At 56.2% G+C, this 19,793-nt stretch carries 17 protein-coding genes and 1 pseudogene; 11 read left to right on the top strand and 7 right to left on the bottom strand.

Going from position 1 to position 19,793, the window contains the following annotated elements; genetic code table 11:
- Nucleotides 1–13 precede the first annotated feature (13 nt).
- Nucleotides 14–885 (top strand): annotated as a pseudogene (locus tag FD744_RS13275) (carbohydrate ABC transporter permease).
- The gene (locus FD744_RS13280; protein WP_034826777.1) at nt 885–1,700 is read left to right on the top strand and encodes a carbohydrate ABC transporter permease; all 816 of its coding nucleotides are present in this window, start codon (nt 885–887) and stop codon (nt 1,698–1,700) included. The pseudogene FD744_RS13275 and the gene FD744_RS13280 overlap by 1 nt, the downstream one beginning before the upstream one ends.
- 104 nt (nt 1,701–1,804) lie before the next feature.
- On the opposite strand, the gene FD744_RS13285 is transcribed toward FD744_RS13280, so the two are convergent.
- Nucleotides 1,805–2,875, bottom strand: coding sequence for a tartrate dehydrogenase (locus FD744_RS13285; protein WP_160868452.1), 1,071 nt, complete (start codon nt 2,873–2,875; stop codon nt 1,805–1,807).
- An 84-nt stretch (nt 2,876–2,959) separates the two neighbouring features.
- On the opposite strand from FD744_RS13285, the gene FD744_RS13290 reads away from it, so the two are divergent.
- From FD744_RS13290 to FD744_RS13305, 4 genes are all read left to right on the top strand, one after another.
- Nucleotides 2,960–3,865, top strand: a complete 906-nt coding sequence (locus FD744_RS13290) for a LysR family transcriptional regulator (protein ID WP_160868453.1) — start codon at nt 2,960–2,962, stop codon at nt 3,863–3,865.
- 254 nt (nt 3,866–4,119) lie between these two features.
- Nucleotides 4,120–5,541: a sodium:solute symporter family protein gene (locus tag FD744_RS13295; protein WP_045815994.1), complete on the top strand. Its 1,422-nt coding sequence runs from the start codon at nt 4,120–4,122 to the stop codon at nt 5,539–5,541.
- 1 nt (nt 5,542) lies between these two features.
- Entirely contained in the window at nt 5,543–6,730 is a 1,188-nt protein-coding gene (locus tag FD744_RS13300; RefSeq protein WP_160868454.1) for an exo-alpha-sialidase, read from the top strand.
- Entirely contained in the window at nt 6,727–7,404 is a 678-nt protein-coding gene (locus tag FD744_RS13305; protein ID WP_160868455.1) for an SDR family NAD(P)-dependent oxidoreductase, read from the top strand. Before FD744_RS13300 ends, FD744_RS13305 begins: the two co-directional genes overlap by 4 nt.
- Before the next feature lie 191 nt (nt 7,405–7,595).
- Here FD744_RS13305 and FD744_RS13310 read toward each other — a convergent pair whose 3' ends face one another.
- Nucleotides 7,596–9,554 carry a sigma-54-dependent Fis family transcriptional regulator gene (locus tag FD744_RS13310; RefSeq protein ID WP_176505789.1) on the bottom strand — a complete coding sequence of 653 codons (1,959 nt, stop codon included), beginning with the start codon at nt 9,552–9,554 and terminating at the stop codon, nt 7,596–7,598.
- Between the two features lie 197 nt (nt 9,555–9,751).
- On the opposite strand from FD744_RS13310, the gene FD744_RS13315 reads away from it, so the two are divergent.
- From FD744_RS13315 to FD744_RS13330, 4 genes are all read left to right on the top strand, one after another.
- Nucleotides 9,752–10,771 (top strand): Gfo/Idh/MocA family oxidoreductase, encoded by a 1,020-nt coding sequence (locus FD744_RS13315; protein WP_097118995.1) that lies wholly within the window; start codon nt 9,752–9,754, stop codon nt 10,769–10,771.
- Nucleotides 10,771–11,550, top strand: coding sequence for a TIM barrel protein (locus tag FD744_RS13320; RefSeq protein WP_034826749.1), 780 nt, complete (start codon nt 10,771–10,773; stop codon nt 11,548–11,550). Before FD744_RS13315 ends, FD744_RS13320 begins: the two co-directional genes overlap by 1 nt.
- A 73-nt stretch (nt 11,551–11,623) precedes the next feature.
- Nucleotides 11,624–12,538, top strand: a complete 915-nt coding sequence (locus FD744_RS13325) for a substrate-binding domain-containing protein (protein WP_034826747.1) — start codon at nt 11,624–11,626, stop codon at nt 12,536–12,538.
- 207 nt (nt 12,539–12,745) lie between these two features.
- Complete coding sequence (locus tag FD744_RS13330) at nt 12,746–14,197, top strand: methyl-accepting chemotaxis protein (RefSeq protein ID WP_160868456.1); 1,452 nt, start codon at nt 12,746–12,748, stop codon at nt 14,195–14,197.
- A gap of 73 nt (nt 14,198–14,270) precedes the next feature.
- Here the strand turns inward: FD744_RS13330 and FD744_RS13335 are convergent, their stop codons facing one another.
- The 3 genes from FD744_RS13335 to FD744_RS13345 form a co-directional block, all read right to left on the bottom strand.
- Nucleotides 14,271–14,561 carry a DUF1330 domain-containing protein gene (locus tag FD744_RS13335; RefSeq protein ID WP_034826742.1) on the bottom strand — a complete coding sequence of 97 codons (291 nt, stop codon included), beginning with the start codon at nt 14,559–14,561 and terminating at the stop codon, nt 14,271–14,273.
- A complete protein-coding gene (gene yghU, locus FD744_RS13340; RefSeq protein WP_038643540.1) occupies nt 14,561–15,442 on the bottom strand; it encodes a glutathione-dependent disulfide-bond oxidoreductase in 882 nt (293 codons plus the stop codon). Before yghU ends, FD744_RS13335 begins: the two co-directional genes overlap by 1 nt.
- A gap of 102 nt (nt 15,443–15,544) precedes the next feature.
- On the bottom strand, nt 15,545–16,564 hold the full coding sequence (locus FD744_RS13345; protein ID WP_160868457.1) for a LacI family DNA-binding transcriptional regulator: 1,020 nt from the start codon (nt 16,562–16,564) through the stop codon (nt 15,545–15,547).
- A gap of 100 nt (nt 16,565–16,664) precedes the next feature.
- Here FD744_RS13345 and FD744_RS13350 point away from each other — a divergent pair, with 100 nt between their 5' ends.
- Nucleotides 16,665–17,675 (top strand): Gfo/Idh/MocA family oxidoreductase, encoded by a 1,011-nt coding sequence (locus FD744_RS13350; protein ID WP_160868458.1) that lies wholly within the window; start codon nt 16,665–16,667, stop codon nt 17,673–17,675.
- Nucleotides 17,676–17,817: 142 nt separating this feature from the next.
- Here FD744_RS13350 and FD744_RS13355 read toward each other — a convergent pair whose 3' ends face one another.
- Nucleotides 17,818–18,699: a sugar phosphate isomerase/epimerase family protein gene (locus FD744_RS13355; protein ID WP_034827178.1), complete on the bottom strand. Its 882-nt coding sequence runs from the start codon at nt 18,697–18,699 to the stop codon at nt 17,818–17,820.
- Between the two features lie 16 nt (nt 18,700–18,715).
- Nucleotides 18,716–19,753 carry a Gfo/Idh/MocA family protein gene (locus tag FD744_RS13360; protein WP_160868459.1) on the bottom strand — a complete coding sequence of 346 codons (1,038 nt, stop codon included), beginning with the start codon at nt 19,751–19,753 and terminating at the stop codon, nt 18,716–18,718.
- Nucleotides 19,754–19,793: the final 40 nt, after the last annotated feature.

Below are 19,793 nucleotides of genomic sequence, written 5' to 3' on the forward strand. Positions count from 1 at the left end.
AGCGAGTAAGGTTATGCTGAACAAATCTGCCTGGCGCAATGCGCTCTATCTTCTGCCTGCCGTACTGGTCTATGCGGTGTTTTTACTCCTGCCGCTGCTGGCCTCGCTCGGCATCAGTTTCACCGAGTGGGATGGCACCTCCTTGCCGATTTTCACCGGTATCAGCAACTACGTGCGCATGTTCCAGGATCCGGTTTTCTGGGTGGCGCTGGGCAACAACGCGCTGCTGATGTTGTTTTACACCTTACTGCCGATTGGCGTCGGTCTGCTGTTGTGCAGCTTCCTGTATGAAACGCGCAACGGCAAAGAGCGCAGCGTATTGCGTATTCTGTTTTTTCTGCCTTACATCATGCCGATGGCGGTATTGGGCGTGGTGTGGCGCTGGTTGTATAACCCCGCGTTTGGTCCTATCGATCAGTTCCTGCGCGCGATTGGCTTGCCGCAGTTGGCTCTGTCGTGGCTGGGGGATTTCACCTGGGCGTTACCGGCCGTGGGTTTTGTCGCCACCTGGTATTTCTTTGGATTCTGTCTGGTGCTGTTTATGGCTGGATTACAGCGCATGGATCCCTCGCTATTAGAAGCCGCCGATTTGGATGGTTCTTCACGGCGTCAGAAGTTTATGCGTATCACGCTGCCCTCACTGCGCCCGGAACTGCGCATTGCGCTGCTGCTGACGGTGATTGCCAGCCTGAAGCCTTCGATCTGGTGTACGTGATGACGCAAGGCGGGCCGGGCACCTCGACCATGGTGACCAACATCTTTATGTATAAGCAGGGCTTTGATCTGCACTACTTTGGCTACGCGTCTGCGGTTGCCGTGTTCAGTATGTTGATTGTGCTGATGATCAACGCCTGTATTCATTTTGCTATTCGGGAGCGTCACTGATGCGCGGTACGCCTGTTGTCTCACGCGCACTGATTTGGATTGTCGCGCTGATGACCATCCTGCCGTTTTTAATGGCGCTGATGACTTCGTTCAAAACGCAGATGGAGCTGTTTCAGGGCGTGTTCACGCTGCCTTCATCGCTGAATTTTAAAAATTACGTGACGGCCTGGCAGCAGGGGCACTTCAACGTCTACTTTATGAACTCGGTGCTGGTGGTGATTCCGGTGGTGATCAGCAGCATTTTGTTAGGGATTCTGGCGGGATTTGGTTTTGCCTGGCTGAAAATCCCTGGTAAGAAGGTGATAGCGGCGATGCTGGGTCTGGGCATGGTGCTACCGAGCGAGGCTTTCATCATTCCGCTCTACCACGAACTGCGCTGGATGGGGCTGACGAACACGTATCTGGCGCTGATCCTGCCACAAATTGCCTTATCACTGCCGTTTACCACGCTGATGATTGCCACTGCACTGCAACAGGTGCCGCGCGAACTGGTGGAAGCGTCAGTGATGGACGGCGCATCCCGGCGCAAAATCCTGTGGGGCATTCTGGTGCCCGCCATCTGGCCGACGCTATCAACGCTGGCGCTGCTGCTGTTTATCTGGACGTGGAATGAGTTCCTGATTCCGCTGATTCTGGTGAACAAGGATGAACTGCGCACCTTGCCAATCGGCATGATGTTCTTCCAGAACAAAAACACCATTGATATTCCAGTGCTAATGGCGGGCGCGATGATTGTGATTATGCCTCTGGTGGCGGTGTTCCTGGTGTTCCAGCGCAAGTTTATCAGTGGAGTGACGGAAGGGGCGGTGAAGTAGGGGTGCGCCAGAGCACGGCTCTGTGAGCACCTGCAACTGCGAACATTACAGGCCGTGGCCATTGGGGCGCCCGAGTTGATAGCGGGCGCATCCGTTAAGCCTATTTAAAGCGCTGCTGCGATCGCCGCACCCAACTCTTCCGTTGAGGCGCTGCCGCCGAGGTCGCGCGTCAGGCTATTACCGGCGGCCAGGGTGCGCTCAATGGCATCCAGCACGGCGGCACCCGCTTCGGCGTAACCGAGGTGCTCCAGCATCATCGCACCACACCAGATCTGGCCAATCGGGTTTGCCACGCCTTTGCCCGCGATATCCGGCGCTGAGCCATGCACCGGCTCAAACAGGCTCGGGAATTTCCCTTCCGGGTTGATGTTCGCGGAGGGCGCAATACCGATGGTGCCGGTACAGGCCGGGCCGAGATCCGACAGAATGTCGCCAAACAGGTTGCTGGCCACCACCACATCAAACCAGTCCGGATGCAGCACGAAGTTCGCGGTCAGAATATCGATATGATACTTATCGACTTTCACTTCCGGATAGCTCTGTGCCATGGCTTCGACGCGGCTGTCCCAATATGGCATGGTGATGGCAATGCCGTTGGATTTGGTGGCAGAGGTCAGGTGTTTTTTCGGACGCTTCTGCGCTAACTCATAGGCAAACTTCAGGATGCGATCGACGCCCGTACGCGTCATCACCGTCTCCTGAATCACCACCTCGCGGTCGGTGCCAGGGAACATGGTGCCGCCGACGGACGAGTACTCGCCCTCGGTATTTTCACGCACCACGTAGAAATCGATATCGCCGGGCTGACGATTGGCCAGCGGCGCTTTGACGCCCGGCATCAGGCGAACCGGACGCAGGTTGACGTATTGATCAAATTCGCGGCGGAACTGCAGCAGCGATCCCCACAGCGACACGTGATCCGGTACCACATCTGGCCAGCCTACCGCGCCAAAATAGATGGCATCAAACTGGCTCAGGGTGGCGAACCAGTCATCCGGCAACATCTTGCCGTGCTCTTGCCAGTACTCGGCGCTGGCGAAGTCAAACCATTGCCATTCCAGAGAAATATCGAATTTTTTTGCCGCTGCATCCATCACGCGGATGCCTTCTGGCATCACTTCTTTGCCAATGCCATCGCCAGGGATGACGGCGATTTTGTAGGTTTTGCCGCTCATAGGGTTCTCGCAGGTTGCTGTTGATGTTCTGAACGCAGTATAACCATGCATCACCGGGAAATAATTAGCCTGAGCGGCAAGCCAATGTTGAATAAAAGTAGAGAATCGCGCACCTCCACCGACGATCTGGCCTTCTTTGTGCGCGTCGCCGCGCTGGAGAGTTTAACCGCTGCCGCGCGTGAGCTGGGTTTGTCGCTGCCGGCAGTGAGTAAACGCCTCAGCCATCTTGAGCAACGTCTGGGCGTGCAACTGCTTAAACGCACCACGCGGCGGCTGGAACTCACCGCCGAGGGGAAACGCTATCTGGAAGGGGCACGCCCTTTGCTTGATCAACTGGCAGAACTGGAGGAGTCGGTCAGCAGCCAGGCGGCGGTGCTGCGTGGCAGCCTGAACATCAACGCCTCGTTTGGATTTGGACGCCGCCATGTTGCCCCCTGCGTGTCCCGTTTTGCGGCGCTGCATCCTGAAGTCTCGTTATCACTACAGCTCAGCAGCCAGCCACTGAATTTCATCGATTCACACATCGACATTGATATCCGTATTGGCGAACCGCCCGATGCGCGACTCATCGCGCGCAAGCTACGCACCAATCCACGCGTGCTATGCTGCGCCCCGATTTATGCGCAACGTCACGGCCTGCCTGACAGTATTGCGGCGCTGGCGCAGCACAACTGTATTTTGCTACGCCAGTACGAAAGCGATTTCGCATTGTGGCGATTGAGTGATGGCCAGCAGCAGGTGACGCAAAAAGTGCAGGGCAGCCTGATCACCAACGATGGCGAAGTGGCGATGCAGTTAGCGATGGATGGGCACGGCATTTTGCTGCGTTCCTGGTGGGATGCCCAGCACATGATTGAACGCGGCGATCTGCTGCATGTGCTGCCCGCATGGAGCAGCGCGGACGGGGATATTTTTGCCGTATGGCGACCACAGCGTCAGTTACCCGCCCGCATTAGCGCCTTTGTGGATTTTTTGCAGTCCGCCTTGTAACTATTAAATAATATTTGATTATTTATAATCAGTATTGACTGTTTGTGAGCATGATCAAACAAATCATTGGCTATTTAGCCTATAAATTGCCCTGCTTATGCGTGAATTCATTCTCATGTGAGTGAAATAAATCAATGAGCATAAACAGGGTTGCCTTTGTGCACAGACACTAAAATAACAAAACAGGCAACCTCATTAACGGCAAGCGTGAAGCCCAGCGCAGGCCACGACCCTACGTTATCAATGAGGCTAAAATGAAACAGTTTTCTGCAGAAGGGATGATGATTATTGTCGGGATCGTCATCGCGTATATTCTGTTTACCACCTGGCTGACCTGGCGCCTGCGCAGTAAAAACAGCGGCGACTTTATGGCGGGATCCAACGTGATGCCGGCTTTTGTCGTGGGTGTGATGTTAATGTCTGAGTACATTGGCGCGAAATCGACCATTGGTACCGCCCAGGCGGCGTTTGAAGGTGGGTTTGCCGCATCCTGGTCGGTGATTGGTGCCGCGATTGGCTTCCCGCTGTTTGGATTCCTGCTGGTTAAGCGTATTTATAACACCGGAAAAATCACCATTTCGGGTGCGATTGCCGAACGGTACGGCAACTCAACCAAGAACATCATTTCCCTCATCATGATCTATGCGCTGCTGCTGGTGAACGTGGGGAACTATGTGAGCGGCGCAGCGGCGATCTCGACCGTGTTGAACCTCGATCTCACCACGGCGGCCGTGATCACCGCAATCGTCAGTACCTTCTACTTTATGTTCGGTGGCATGAAGGGCATTGCCTGGGTCACGCTGCTGCACAGCGGACTGAAATATATCGGTATCCTGATCATTCTCGGCGTCGCACTGCATATGACCGGCGGCGTTAGCCCGATGATCAAAGAGATGCCGCATTTCTACTGGACGTGGGACGGTAACATTGGGGCCAGCACTATATTTGCCTGGATGATTGGCACCATCGGTTCGATTTTCTGCACCCAGTTTGTGATTCAGGCCATCGCTTCCACCAAAAGTGCCGCATCCGCTAAGCGTGCAACCTGGGTTGCCTTCTTCTTTTGCATGCCGATTGCGATTGCCATTGCGTTGATTGGCGTGGCGGCGAAGTACCTGCATCCGGATATCAAAAGCCTGTATGCACTGCCGGTGTTTCTGCAGGATATGAGCCCATGGCTGGCCGGGATTGTGACCACCTCGCTGGTGGCCTCCATCTTCGTCAGTGTTAGTACCGTGGCGCTGGCGATTGCCTCGCTGGTGGTTAAAGATTTCTATGTGCCGTATCGCAACCCAACGCCAGAACGTGAATTCCGTATGACGCGCTGGCTGTCGCTGTTGATTGGTTTCCTGCCGTTAATCCTGGTGCTGTTCGTCCCCGAGGTGCTGAAGCTCTCCTTCTTCACCCGCGCGATTCGTCTGTCGATCTCGGTGGTGGCGATTATTGCCTTCTACCTGCCGTTCTATAAAAGTACCCGCGGGGCGAATGCCGGTCTGATTGGGGCCTGCGTGGTCACCACCGTCTGGTATCTGCTCGGCGATCCGTTCGGCATCAACAATATGTACGTGGCGTTGATTACGCCTGCAGTGATCATGGTGATTGATCGCCTGATCCCTTCGGCACAAACGCACGACAAAAAAGCACCAAAATCTTCAATGCAAAACAGTGGAGCCTGATATGACCGATTCAACGATTACCGTCGAACGTAACGGTAACCTTCATCCGCACGCGCAGGATGCGCAGCAGCTCACGGCGATGCTGCCTTCGGTCTGTCCGCAGAATCATGCCGCTAATCTGCTGCCGCTGCCCAACGGCGATCTGCTGTGTGTCTGGTTTGGTGGCACGCAGGAAGGGATTGCCGATATCTCCGTGTGGTGCTCGCGCCTGGAACAAGGCGGCAGCCAGTGGAGTGAGGCGCAGAAACTTTCTGATGATTCGACGCGCTCTGAGCAGAACCCGGTGCTGTTCCTCGATCCTGACCAGATATTGTGGCTGTTATGGACAGCGCAGAAGTCCGGTAATCAGGACACGGCGATTGTGCGCTATCGCCAGTCACGTGATTTTGGCCGCAGCTGGAGCGCCATCGACACGCTGCTCGATCAACCCGGCACCTTTATTCGCCAGCCGATTACGGTGTTACCGAATGGCAACTGGCTGTTGCCGGTGTTCTATTGCCGCACTCAGCCGGGCGTAAAATGGGTCGGTAATGACGACATTAGCGCGGTCAAAATCTCCAGTGATAAAGGCAAAAGCTGGCGCGATGTGGCGGTGCCGGATAGCCTCGGCTGCGTGCACATGAACATTACTTTATTGCAGGATGGCAGTTTACTGGCGCTGTATCGCAGTCGTTGGGCAGACTTTATCTACCAAAGTCGTTCTGTTGACGGTGGTGAAAGCTGGAGTGCGCCGGTGGCGACGGAACTGCCCAACAACAACTCCTCAATTCAGGTGACCACGCTGAACAACGGCCATCTGGCGCTGGTGTTCAACGCCATGAGTGCCAAAGATGCCAGCGAGCGTCGCCTGTCGCTGTATGACGAAATCGAAGATGAGGATGACGATGTGGCGGTGGCCGCTGAACCGGTGGTGCATAGCGGACGCACCGCATTTTGGGGCGCACCGCGCGCACCGATGACGCTGGCCATCTCCCCAGACGGGGGCAAAAGCTGGCCGTGGCAGCGTCATCTCGATGAAGGCGACGGCTACTGCATGACCAACAATTCGCAGCAGAAGCTCAACCGCGAGTTCTCCTATCCCAGCATCAAGCAAAGTGAGGACGGCGCACTGCACATCGCCTACACCTATTTCCGTCAGGCGATTAAGTACGTCCGCGTTAACGAAGCGTGGGTGAGGGACGAAAAATGAGTCGACACGCGCTGGTGACGGGTGTCAGTTCAGGTATTGGCGCGGCGATTGCCGATCATCTGCTGGCGCAGGGCTGGCAGGTGACGGGGTTCAGTCGCACACTGGTCAAGAAAGATCATCCGGGCTTTACCTCGGTGAGCGTGGATCTGTTCGATGCCAGTTTGCTGAAGCAGGCGCTGGCCGCTTTGCCAAAGGTGGATGCGCTGGTGCATGCCGCAGGCATGATGGCGGCAGCGCCGCTCGGCGATCTCGATGAGGAGCAGAGCGCGCGCCTGTGGTATCTGCATGTGCAGGTGGCGCAGATCATGGCGAACGCGTTGCAGCCGCAGATGACGCAGGGCGATCGTATTTTGCTGATCGGCAGTCGCACCTCACGCGGCGCCGCTCATCGCAGCCAGTATGTCAGCACCAAAGCGGCAATGGTTGGGATGGCGCGCAGTTGGGCGGCTGAATTAGCGCCGCAGGGGATCACCGTGAATGTGATCGCGCCCGGTGCCACTGAAACGCCCATGTTGCTGCAACCTGGCCGTGCCAGTTCACCACCCAAGCTGCCGCCCATTGGGCGCTACATCAAGCCGGAGGAAGTGGCGGTGCTGGCGGGTTTTGTGCTGTCCCCCGCTGCTGATGCAATAACCGGGCAGGAATTGGTTATCTGCGGTGGAGCGTCGTTGTAGATAGCGATTCGTGTTGTTATCCGCAGCTGATGCAATCACCGGGCAAGAGTGAATGATTTGCGGTAGAGCGTCATTGTAGATGGCGGTCAATATACTCCCCCTCATCCGTCTTCCCTGAATCCCGTCCGGGATTCAGGGAGTGTTGGTACGAGAGCGGGTGGGCTAAAGGAAGCACATGAACCCTTTTTAACCTATCTCCCTCGCAATGCCGTGACATCCACCTGCCAGACATTCAGTTTGTTATACAGCGCGGTACGTGAAATCCCCAGTTGCTGTGCTGACTGGCGCAGGTTGCCTTTTTGCTCGCTCACCACCTGCAATACATGCTGGCGCTCATTCTCCTGCAATGATGTTAAAACGCTGGATTGTGGCGGCGAGACGCGCTGCGTCATCTCTTCCGGCAAATCCGGCTTGCCAATCTCCAGCCCTTCACACAAATTCACCATGCGTTCGACCAGGTTCTCCAGTTCACGCACGTTCCCCGGCCAGTGCCACGTCTGCAAGCAGTGCATGGCTTCAGACGACACCTGCGGCGCGATACGTTTCAATCGAGTACAGAGCGCCTGAATAAACGTATTCACCAGACCTGGAATATCTTCCTGACGTTCTCGCAACGGCGGAATGGCTAATGAAATCACGTTAAGACGGTAATACAGGTCGCGGCGAAAGGCGCCTTTTTCCACCGCATCCAGCAGATTACAGTGGGTGGCGGCAATGATGCGCACATTGACCTTAAGCGGATGCGCGGCGCCAATACGCACCACTTCACTCTCTTGTAATACGCGCAGCAGGCTGGTTTGCGCCTCCAGCGGCATTTCGCCAATTTCATCCAGAAACAGCGTGCCGCCATCCGCCAGCTCGAATTTTCCCGCGGAGCCGCCGCGCCGGGAACCGGTGAATGCGCCATCGACATAACCAAACAGTTCGCTCTGCACCAGGTCACGCGGCAGGGCGCCGCAGTTGAGGGCGATAAAGGGTTCCTGATGTCGTGGGCTGGCGTTATGGATCGCCTGCGCGAACAACTCCTTGCCGGTGCCGCTTTCACCGCTTAACAGCACGGTGCTATCTGTGCGGCTGCTGGCGCGTGCCTTCTGAATGGCTTGCTGCACGCGCGGAGCGTGGCCGCGGATCATCTCAAAGGTATAACTGGCGCTGACGCCCATTACCTGCCGCGTAATCGCCCGGATGCGCTGGTTCTCGCGCAGAGACAGCACACGTCCACCATCGGGTGCCGGCATCAATGAAATCAGACAGGAGAGGGGCTGCACGCCGTCCGGGATAAACTGCAACTCACGGTCATTACAGAATGGCATGGTCAGCAGCGATCCTCCCTGGGGTTGCAGTAACACATCAATCGGCCCGGCTTGAGGATCGAGACCACTAAAGATCTGCCGCGCATAGCGGTTTAACGTTTTGATCCGTCCGTGGCGATCGCAGACGATCACGCCCTCATTCAGGGTTTCCAGGATCGACTGTTGTTCTGCCAGCAAACTGCGCAACATTAATTGTTGTCCCACCGCTTCTGCAGCGGCCTGTACCGTGCCCAGCGTGTGCGCATTAAAGTTATCCGGTGTGGCGGTGAGTGTGAGCACGCCGAGCAGTTGGCCGCTGGCATCTCGAATCGGCGCGGCTGCGCACTGGTAGTGGCGCTTACGCAGATCGATCTTCCAGTTTTCACCGCTCAACACATACACCAGCCGTTGCTCAATCAGGCAACGAGCTGTGCAGTTGGTGCCGAGCACCTCTTCGCTCAGGATGCTACCAATCGGCGTCAAATCAGCGCCGCAAAAATGCAGCGTGACACCTTGCGCGTCGGTGAGGTTGATATGGCCATCCGGGTTATAGGCCAGCAGGTTTTCCATTACGTTACGCGCCACCGCAATCAGCTCGGCATTGTGCGCCAGGATGGCCTTCAGCTCATCCGCAGGAGGCGAAGTGTAGATGAAGGTGTGTGGATCGATGGCGCGCTGCTGCGATCGCTGCCATGACTGCAAAATACTGCGCCGCATCCAGCCCGGTTGTTCCCCCCGGACAAAGCTGTGCCAGCCCTGCCAGAGCAAGGTATCCCATTCGCCCGCTTCAGCCCCTTCCGGCAGGCTGAAAATCGGGTCGCTTTCATCTTTAAACGGCAAACGTTCGCTGGCGCGCATCAGAGGCTCCTGGTCAATCTGGAATGTCCATTTTATTGACATGTGAAGTTGACATGTAAAGTTTATGACCAATTCAAAGCGCAACGCTGTGTGGTTCCTCACATAAATTGCCCCTTTTTAGTTGGCATCTGGATTGCAATGAAATGCCTATCTCACCTGTCCCGAACGGACATATCCAAAACAGTAAGGAATGATTTATGACATTTCATCTTCAACCGGTACGTGTTGGTCTGATTGGCGCAGGGCGAATGGGCAGCTTCCACGCCGAGAATCTGGCATATCGCGTCCCCGGCGCCACGCTGGCAGCTGTCGCCGATCCGCAGCCCGGTGCAGCGGAAAAGCTCGCCAGCAAGCTGGGTGTCGCGAAAGCCTATAGCGATTTGCATGCGCTGCTACTCGATCCTGAAATTGATGCGATTGCCATTGCGGCGCCCGCTCGCACCCATGCCGAGTGGGTGATTGCCGCTGCGAATGCCGGTAAGCACGTATTTTGTGAGAAGCCAATGGCGGTCACGCTGGAGGAAGCTGACCGCGCGATTGCCGCCGCCAAAAGCGCAGGCGTAGTGTTGCAGGTGGGCTTTAATCGCCGTTTCGATACGGGTTTTGCGGCGGCGATTGCGGCAGTGAAGGCAGGCGAGAACGGTATTACGCAGTTGAGCCGTTCTGTAACGCGCGATCCGGCGCTGCACGATCCGTCGCGCATCCCGCAGTGGACCATTTATCTCGAAACGCTGATCCACGATTTCGACACCCTGCTGCATTTCAACCACGGGGCGAAGCCAGTGGAAGTGTATGCCATCGCCGATGCGCTGGTGCGGCCGGACTTCAAAGATAAAGGCTTACTGGATACTTCGGTGGTGACCATTCGCTTTGATAACGGAGCGATTGCCATCGCAGAGGCCAACTTCCAGGCAGTGTACGGCTACGACGTGCGCGGCGAAGTGTTTGGCAGTAAGGGGATGTTACAGGCGGGCCATATCACCTCTTCTAACTGTGTGCGCTACAGCGCCAGCGGCATCAGCATGGAGACCTCGCGCATGGATTCGGATCTGCTGCGCGATGCCTATGTGGCGGAGATGATCGAATTTGCCCGCTGTATCCGCACCGGCGAAACACCGCGTGCCACCGGCGAAGACGCGCGCAATGCGCTGGAGATTGCGCTGGCCTGTATTGAATCGGTCACCCACAACCTGCCTGTCAAAGTAGGAGCGCGCTAATGGCTGCTTATCAACTCTCGGTTTGTGCCGAAATGGTGTTCCTCGATCTGCCATTTGTTGAGCGTGTGAAACGCATTCACGCGCTGGGGTTTGGCGTTGAAATCTGGGGATGGGCCAATAAAGACATTGATGCGTTGGTGGCGACCGGTGCGCGATTCACCTCCATGACCGGCTACCTCACTGGCAATCTCACCGATGATGACGAGATCCAGCAGCTCTTACAGAGTGCCGAAGCCTCGCTGGCGGTGGCTGAGCGGCTTAACTGCCCAGGGCTAAATCTGCACGGCACCGGGCTGGATGACAAAGGCTTGCCGGTTAAACCCGTGGAAGTGGTGACCGGTGCGATGTGGCTGAAAGCGGTCGATACCTTGCGCAAAGTGGCGCAACTGGGCGAGCGCGCCGGGCGCGTGTTCACCCTGGAAAACCTCAACCTGCCGGTCGATCATCCCGGCACCCCGTTCGCGCTGGCCGCCGATACCCTGGCGCTGGTGGAAGCGGTCAACAGCCCGGCGCTAAAGATGAATCTCGACCTTTACCATGCGCAGATTGGCGAGGGGAATTTGATTGAGCTGATTCGCCGCAGCGGTTCCGCCATTGGCGAAGTTCAGGTGGCGGATGTACCGGGTCGCCAGCAGCCGGGCACCGGCGAGATCAACTATCGCGCCATCGCGCGTGCACTGCAGGAAGTGGGTTACAGCGGTACGGTGGCGATGGAGGGCTGGGCCAGCGGTGACAGCACCGCCGCGCTAGAGCAGTTCCGCGATCACTTCACGATTTAAGCGTTTTACCGCCGGGTATTTGCCTGTTGCCCGGCGTCATAACAATAAAACCTCAACCTACAGGAATCACCTCATGAACATCCGAAACATCGTGCTTTGTCTGTGCTCGCTGCTGCTGAGTTTGAGCGTCAGTGCGAAAACCTTCACCGTCGGCGTTGCGCTGGCCAACTTCGACCTTAACTTTGTCTCGATTCTGCGTACGCAGATGCAGGCAGAGCTAAAAGCCAATCAGCTCAACGGCCAGTTCGTGGATGCCAAAGGAGATGTGGCACTGCAAGTACAGCAGGTTGATGATTTTATTAACCAGGGCGTGGACGCCATCATCCTTAATCCCGTCGATACGCAGGGCGTGTTGCCGATGATCACCGCCGCGAAAAACGCCAATATCCCGCTGATTTTCGTCAATCGTAAGCCAGAAGTGAAACTGCCGGGCGACATGGCTTATGTGGGTTCTGACTCTGCATTGGGCGGGGAAATGCAGATGGAAGCGTTAGCGAAGAAGATGAATTACAAAGGCAATGTGGCGATTCTGATGGGCGCACTGTCCAATGAAGAGGCGCGCGAGCGCACCCGTGCGGTCGAAGCGGTGATCGCCAAATATAAAGACATGAAAGTGATTGAGAAGCAGACCGCCAAGTGGCAGCGCAATGAAGCCGTGGATGTGGTATCGAGTTGGTTGCTGAACCAGCGTCCGATCGATGCGATTGCCGCTAACAATGATGAAATGGCGATTGGTGCCATCATGGCGCTCAGTCAGGCGAAAAATGAAAAGATTCTGGTCGCGGGAATCGATGGCACGCCTGATGGACAGCAGTTTGTGAAGAACGGCAAGATGACACTGACCATTTTCCAGGACGCTAAAGGTCAGGCAACCGGCGCAGTACAGGTGACGAAGGCACTGCTGGATAAACAGAAAGTGCAGGAGTACAACTGGGTGCCGTATCAGACCATCACTCCGGAAAACTACGCGCAGTTTGCTGCAAAGTAAGTTGAGCGTCATGGCACAGGCGCACGACGTTGCGCCTGTGCTGCCCGGGAAATCATCGCATTCAAGTGAACCTGCTCACATTCTTCTCTTTCAATTATTCACGGTCCTAAACTTTCCCATTAACACGCCGATAATTTCACCACTCAGTCTGAGCATTTTGCCCTGACGTTTGGGCATCTTAATCAACCTCTGGTGTGGAAAATTGCCATGATCGCAACGCCCTTGTCAGGCCCGGACGCCGCGCCGGTGGAGATGGTTTCGCTGCGACGTATTGCACAGCGCGCAGATAGCCTTGCGGTCATCCTTAACTGGGGATTGTGGCCGATCGCGCTCGGCGTAGGGTGGATGAATGACAGTTTAACCGTAGCGCTGATTGCTGGCCTTGCGTTGGCACTGCTGTCGACCTTCTTTGGCACCGTCCTGCGCGGCACGCTGACTTCAAGGTTGGTGCTCTCAGCCCTGTTGATCGGCTGGGCAGGTTTACTGATTCAACTCGGCGGTGGTGAAACCGAATATCACTTCTCGGTATTTGTGTTGATGTCGGTGCTGCTGGCGTGGCGCGACATCCGTCCACTGATCATGGGCGCGGCGGCAGCGGCCACGCATCACATTCTGTTTAATTATCTGCAGGAAAACGATCTTTTCGGCGTGGTGGTGTTCCATCATCCGGGCTGGGACATGGTGGTGTTTCATGCCCTGTTTGTGGTGGCGCAGACCGCCATCTTGCTGGTGATTGCGCGTCAGATGGCCGCCGATGCACGTTCCGCGAGTGAAGTCGCGGAGCTAGCCTCACGGATCAATCAGCAGGCCGGATATCTGACGCTGAATGCGGATACCCAGCAGAGCGAAAGCCCGTTCGCCCGCACCTTCAGTACCACGTTGGGCACCATGCATGGCACGCTTCATCAGGTGAGTCTCGGCGTGAGCGCCTTGTTGACGGAGTCTGAAAGTATATTGCAACGCAACGCTGAACTGTCGACACGCACCGATGAACAGGCGCAGGCACTGGAAGTGGCGGCCAGTGCGATGACCGAAATCAGCATTGCTGCCAGCTTAACGCGTGACAAAGCACAGAGTGCAAGCGAACTCGCGCGGGATGCACGTGCGGTGGCCACGCACGGAGAGGAAAATATCCAGTCGGCGATGAGCTCAATGGCGAAAATCAGCGAAGAGTCACAGCGGGTGAAAGTGATTTTAGCATTGATCGACGGCATCGCTTTCCAGACCAATATTCTTTCTCTGAATGCTTCAGTAGAAGCGGCGCGCGCCGGCAGTCAGGGGCGTGGTTTTGCCGTGGTGGCAAGCGAAGTACGCAATCTGGCGATGCGCAGCGAGAATGCTGCCCGCGAAATTCGCCAACTGATGGATGCCAGCAGCCTGAGCACCGAACATGGCACCGTGCAGATTGAACATGCTGCACAGACCATGCGTGATATTCACAGCAGCATCAGCGGGTTGTCACAACTGGTCACCGAGCTGTCTGAGATGAGTGAACAGCAGAATTTGAGCATCGAGCAGATTCAGCAGAGCATCAACAGCATCGATCACAGCGTGCATCACAACGTTCAGCACGTGGCGGAAACCTTGCAGGTGGCGCATCAGCAGCAACAGCAGGCGAATCGGTTGCAGCAGGCGATTGCGCTATTCAGACTGGATTGATCGGCGAGACGAGCAAATCTCGACCTCTCTGGCTGGCAGGGCGCACCGATTGAAGTGCGCCCCTGTTGGCAGATTAAGCCACACCCTTGACCAGTAACACGCGATAGTTCGCGCCTTTGACCCGATGGGCTTTCGCTTCCTGGTACGCCGGGCTGTGGTACCAGGCTTTTGCTGCATCAATATCCGCAAATTCCAGCACCACTACGCCTTCCGCCTCACGGCCTTCCAGCACTTCAAGATCGCCATAAAATGCCAGCGGCGTGATCTGATGATCGCCGCGTGCCTCACCGGCTTTCTGCGCGTAGGTCGCCAGCTCATCTTTATCCAGCGTTTCGTCTTTAATCATCACCACATAAGCGGCCATTACTGCTCTCCTCGCGCCTGACGTTTGTCTTCGGTGTTGGTATCGAAATCAGAGGCATCGTGGCGTTCCAGCAGTTGATCCTGTGGTTCGGCACCAAATGCCTTATTCACTTTGCGACCCCGAATCACCGCTGGACGCTCAGCGATCTCTTTAGCCCAGCGCACCACGTTTTTGTACGACTGCACATCAAGGAACTCGCCGCCGCCATAGATGTTGTTTAGCACCAGGTTGCCGTACCACGGCCAGGTGGCGATATCGGCGATGGTGTATTCCTCACCGGCGAGGAATCGGTTATTGGCGAGCTGACGATCCAGCACATCCAGCTGACGCTTGGCTTCCAGCGTAAAGCGGTTAACGGCGTACTCGATTTTCTCAGGCGCGTAGAAATAGAAGTGGCCGTAGCCGCCGCCAAGATAAGGCGCTGATCCCTGCAGCCAGAACAACCAGTTCAGGGTTTCGGTGCGGCCTGCAATATCCGCCGGGATGAAGTGACCAAATTTCTCGGCCAGATACAGTAGGATGTTGCCTGATTCGAACACGCGCAGCGGTGGCGTCACTGAGTGGTCACTCAGCGCCGGAATTTTGGAGTTCGGGTTCACGTCAACGAAACCGCTGGAGAACTGATCGCCATCACCGATGCGAATCAGCCAGGCATCGTATTCGGCTTCTTTAGCCCCGACGGCCAGCAACTCTTCCAGCAGGATGGTGACCTTCTGGCCGTTTGGCGTCCCCAGTGAATAGAGCTGCAGCGGATGTTTGCCCACCGGCAGGGTCTTCTCATGCGTCGGCCCGGCGAACGGACGGTTGGTTTTTGCGCCGTTACCTTTGGCTTCCGGGTCCCAGGTCCAGACTTTCGCGGGCTGATACTGATTTTCCGACATAATGATTTCGCCTTGTTGTGATTGCGTTTTTTGCTGCTACTGAGTGTAGCAGCGACAGATGAAGGCGATTTAACCGCGCTGGCGGTGAGATGCAAAGTGTGATTATGCGAAGTTCTCTTGCGTAAACAGCATAAAGTCGACTTTGCCGGACTGGTAGGTATCGGGCTGTTCACTCTCTTCGAGATATTTTAGCAATAAGGTCAGCGCCAGCTGAGCATGGCGCAGGGTGTTTTGATCGAGTGTTAGCGTCAGCACGCGCTTCTCAAAAAGCTGGCGCGTGGTGGCATAAAGTTCATGTGTCACGTACACCACTTTGCCGCCGAGTCGATGGCGTGCCAGCGCTTCGTGGATCTGCGTGTTGCCGAGGCCGGTGTTGTAAAGTCCGACGATGTTTTGCGATCCGGCCAGGGTTTTCTCCAGCAGACGGCTGATGCGATCGCGTTCATCCTGACCGGCAAGAATTTCCCGCAGACGCAGCTGCGGGAAACGCTCCGCCAGCACGGCTTGAAAACCTTCAATGCGCTGACGATGTGCTGAGTAATCTGCGCGGCCACTCACCAGCACCACATCGCCCGGTGCATTGATCATACTGCCAAGCATCAACCCGGCGGTGCGTCCGGCTTTGTATTGATCGATGCCGACGTGACACAAGCGCGCTGCATTGGGCAGATCCGTGACCATGGTGATCACCGGCACGCCGCGTGCCTGACACGCCGCTAAGGCATCATAAATCAGCGTATTCTCGTGGGCGAAAACGATCAGCGCATCCATCTTTTTACTGCTGGCAGCAATGTGCGCGGCCAGTTTCTCGGGCGCGTTTTCCGGGATCAGCGTGCGATGCAGGCGCAGGCGACGATAGCCCAGCTCATCAGCCAGTCGGGCAAAGTCCTGTGCCAGCTGCTGGAAGAAGAACGAGCCGTTGCCGCTGAGCAGCACTTCAATCTGCCAGCTGTGGCGATGCTCCTCTGGCAAAATACGCTTTAAACCCGCATCCCGCGCCGCCTGCAGAATTTTTTTTGTCATCGCCGGGGACACACCACCGCGATCGTTGAGTACCCGATCGACCGTGGCCACGCCGACTCCGACTTGCTTTGCCAGCTCCGCTAGCGTCAGTGCTTTCATCTGAGGTAATTCCATCAAAAACCGCGTTCAGCTAGCCTGCCAGAAAGCGCTATTTTGACAACATCGGCTATTCCGAAGTGTGAACAAAAGGAGCGTTAAAATGCGGACCCCGCAACGTTTTGCCTTGATTGGCAGTGGATTTATCGGCCAGGTGCACGCTGCCAACCTGGCGGCGCATCCTGGCGTTGAGCTGGCGCTGGTGTGTGACATTGATGCGTCACGTGCCGAAGCGGTGGCACAGCGTTATGGCGCGAAAGCCGCCAGCGTGCAGCAGGCGCTGAGCAGTGATGGGATCGACGCGGTGCTGATCGCCAGCGCTACGCCAACCCATGCCGAACTGCTGGAGCAGGCGGTGCTGGCGGGTAAGGCGGTGTACTGCGAGAAACCGATCGACCTGTCGTTGCAGCGCGCGCGGGAAGTCGTGGAAAAAATCTCTCCGGTGCAGGTTCCTGTTACCGTCGGCTTTAACCGTCGTTTTGACCACAGCCATCAGCAACTTAAATCCCAGCTCAAACAGGGTCTGATTGGCCGCACTGAGCTGATTCAGATGGTGTGCCGCGCGTCAGAACTGCCGCCGATCAGTTATCTGCAAGCTTCTGGCGGCCAAATGCGCGATCAGGCGATCCACTTTTTTGATCTGCTGCGCTGGCTGACAGAAGATGAAGTCAGCACCGTTGGCGCACTCGGTGCCGCACTGGCGATGCCGGAGATCCGTGATTTTGATGTCGATACTTCGGTGCTGATCATGCGCATGCAGCAGGGCGCGCTGGCGCAATTGGATAACACGCGCCGCACGGCTTACGGCTACGACGAACGCATCAGCGTGATGGGCAGTGAAGGGATGCTGGCTTCAGAGAGCCAGTCAGCGCGGGGTGCCACCCTTTATCAGGGCAAAGGCATCACTCAGCCCGGCTTGTATGCAGACTGGTTTAGTCGGGTGAAAGAGACCTACTACACCCATCTGGATGCGTTTGTGCGTCATATCGGCGGAGAGAAAATCGAAGGGCTGCCGGGATTGATCGACGGTCTGCGCGCGCAGGCGATTGCCGAGGCGGCACAGCAATCACTGACGCGCGGTGAATTTGTCGAAGTGGAGTGGGTGGCAATTTAATGCCGTCATCTCAACGCTCTCCCGCAGGTGGGGGAGCGTGTCGATGGGCAGAGCGTTTTCCCCGCTCATAGGTTGAATATTGGCACGATGTATTCCCCCTCTCGCGACGGAAGAGGGGGAAATGATTAGCCGTTTGCCGCGCTTACTTCAGTAGTTCACGCTCGATCAGTTCACGCGTTTCCACCGCTTGATACTTCATCTTTTCCGGATAGCCAAACAGCGCCGCCGAGATAATCGATTCACCGCCAACCTTATACGTGCGGTTGGCGAAATCCATTTCGCGCAGCGCTTCAAACAGCGCATCGAAATTCACTTCCCCTTCACCCACCGCCACGTGCTGGTGGATGGTGGCGTCGACACCCGGTGGGTTGACGATATAGCGGCAGTGCTTGGTGTGGTTCATGGTATCGGCAATCAACATATGCGACAGATCGTCGCCCGCGTAGTGCAGCATGTTTTTCACATCGCCCACGCCTTTGTCGTAGTAGAAGGTGTGCGGTGCGCTATAGATGTATTTGACGTTATCGCTGCGGAACGATTTCACGATATCTGCCGTTTCGTTGCTTTGTTCGCAGAAATCCCACGGATGTGCCTGAATTTCGACGCGGATACCTTCACGTTCGATAATCGGCAGTAACTCATCCATCGAGCGATAGAACATCTCTTCACAAATCTCCGGCTCGTTCGGGTTGCCGGAGAGTTCGGTGTTGATCACCTGCACCCCCATCTCGACGGCGATCTCGATCATGCGTTTCCAGTTCTTCACCGCCGCCTGACGACGCAACTCGTCCGGGCCTGACCAGCGATAAACCGTGATAAACGATGAGATTTCCACGCCAGTGGCATTCAGCGCATTTTTGTATTCGCGCATGATTTCCCGGCTGGCTTTCGGGTGTTTATAAAACGGATTGATCTGTGGATGGGGCGATTGTTCGATGTACTTGTAACCCCATTCGGCCACCTGATGCACCATGCGCGTGATGCCCATTTCTCTGATGACATCCACATCAAAAGCGATTTTCATGTTGTTCTCCTGATCGTTAAGCGGTGCGCTCTTCATTAAACACCACACCGATCTGCTTCCTGACTTCATCCATGGCGTGCAGCGTGGCCAGTGAGGTAGCCAGCGGACGGACAGGCGAATCAAGCAGCCCCTGGTGGATACACCAGGCGGTATGTTCGATTTCATGACAGAGCTGAATATAGCGATTAGTCGGTTCTTCCCAGCGCAGCGTATGGCGGCCATCGCTGGAAGTGAGACGGAAATTGCCCGGCGCATAGAACTGGCCGTCGAGATAAAGCGTGGCATCACGACCGGCGATCACGGCAGTGCCCGGTGTGTTGCTGAACAGCGTGGTGTTGAGCACGGAGTGCATGCCGTTGCCGTGGGTCAGCAGCATCGATGTTTGCCCATTCACACCGCCAGGTGCAGGCTGGCCTTGCGCCACAATACTATCGGGTGCGCCGCCGACCAGCACGCTGAAGCCGATCAAATAGCTGCCGAGATCCAGCATCGGCCCGCCCGCCAGATCGAGATTGAAAATGCGGTGATCCTGGGTGAAATATTCACCATGATCGGCGATCAATGTATGAACATCTCCCAATGCGCCATCGGCCAGTAATTGACGGATCACACCGTATTTCGGCGCAAAATCACACCACATCGCTTCCACGCACAAGCGTTGTTGTTTGTGCGCTTCCTGCTGCAACTGCAACGCCTGCTGTGCATTGAGCGCCAGCGGCTTCTCAATCAGCACATGCTTGCCCGCTTGCAGCGCGCGCAGCCCATCAGGGAAGTGATGATTGTGCGGTGTGGCGATATACACCACATCAATGTCATTCCGGCTCAGCAGTGCGTCAAGGCCTTCAACGGCGTGCGGGATATCCCATTTGCTGGCAAAAGCTTGTGCTTTCTCCAGACTGCGTGACGATACGGCCACCAGCTGTTGCTGAGTATGATGACGCAACGCATTGGCAAAGTGGTCGGCGATCCAGCCGGGTCCAACAATGCCCCAGCGCAGCGCGGGGATCTGGTTTTCAGGGTGACGGCGAGGTGCAGGTAGGGTCTGAGGGAACATATCATCTCCGTTATTATTGAGTCGTTCATGTGCCGGGAGC

It is taken from the genome of Pantoea sp. Taur, assembly GCF_009830025.1.
In the GTDB taxonomy this organism is placed as follows: Bacteria; Pseudomonadota; Gammaproteobacteria; order Enterobacterales; family Enterobacteriaceae; genus Pantoea; species Pantoea communis.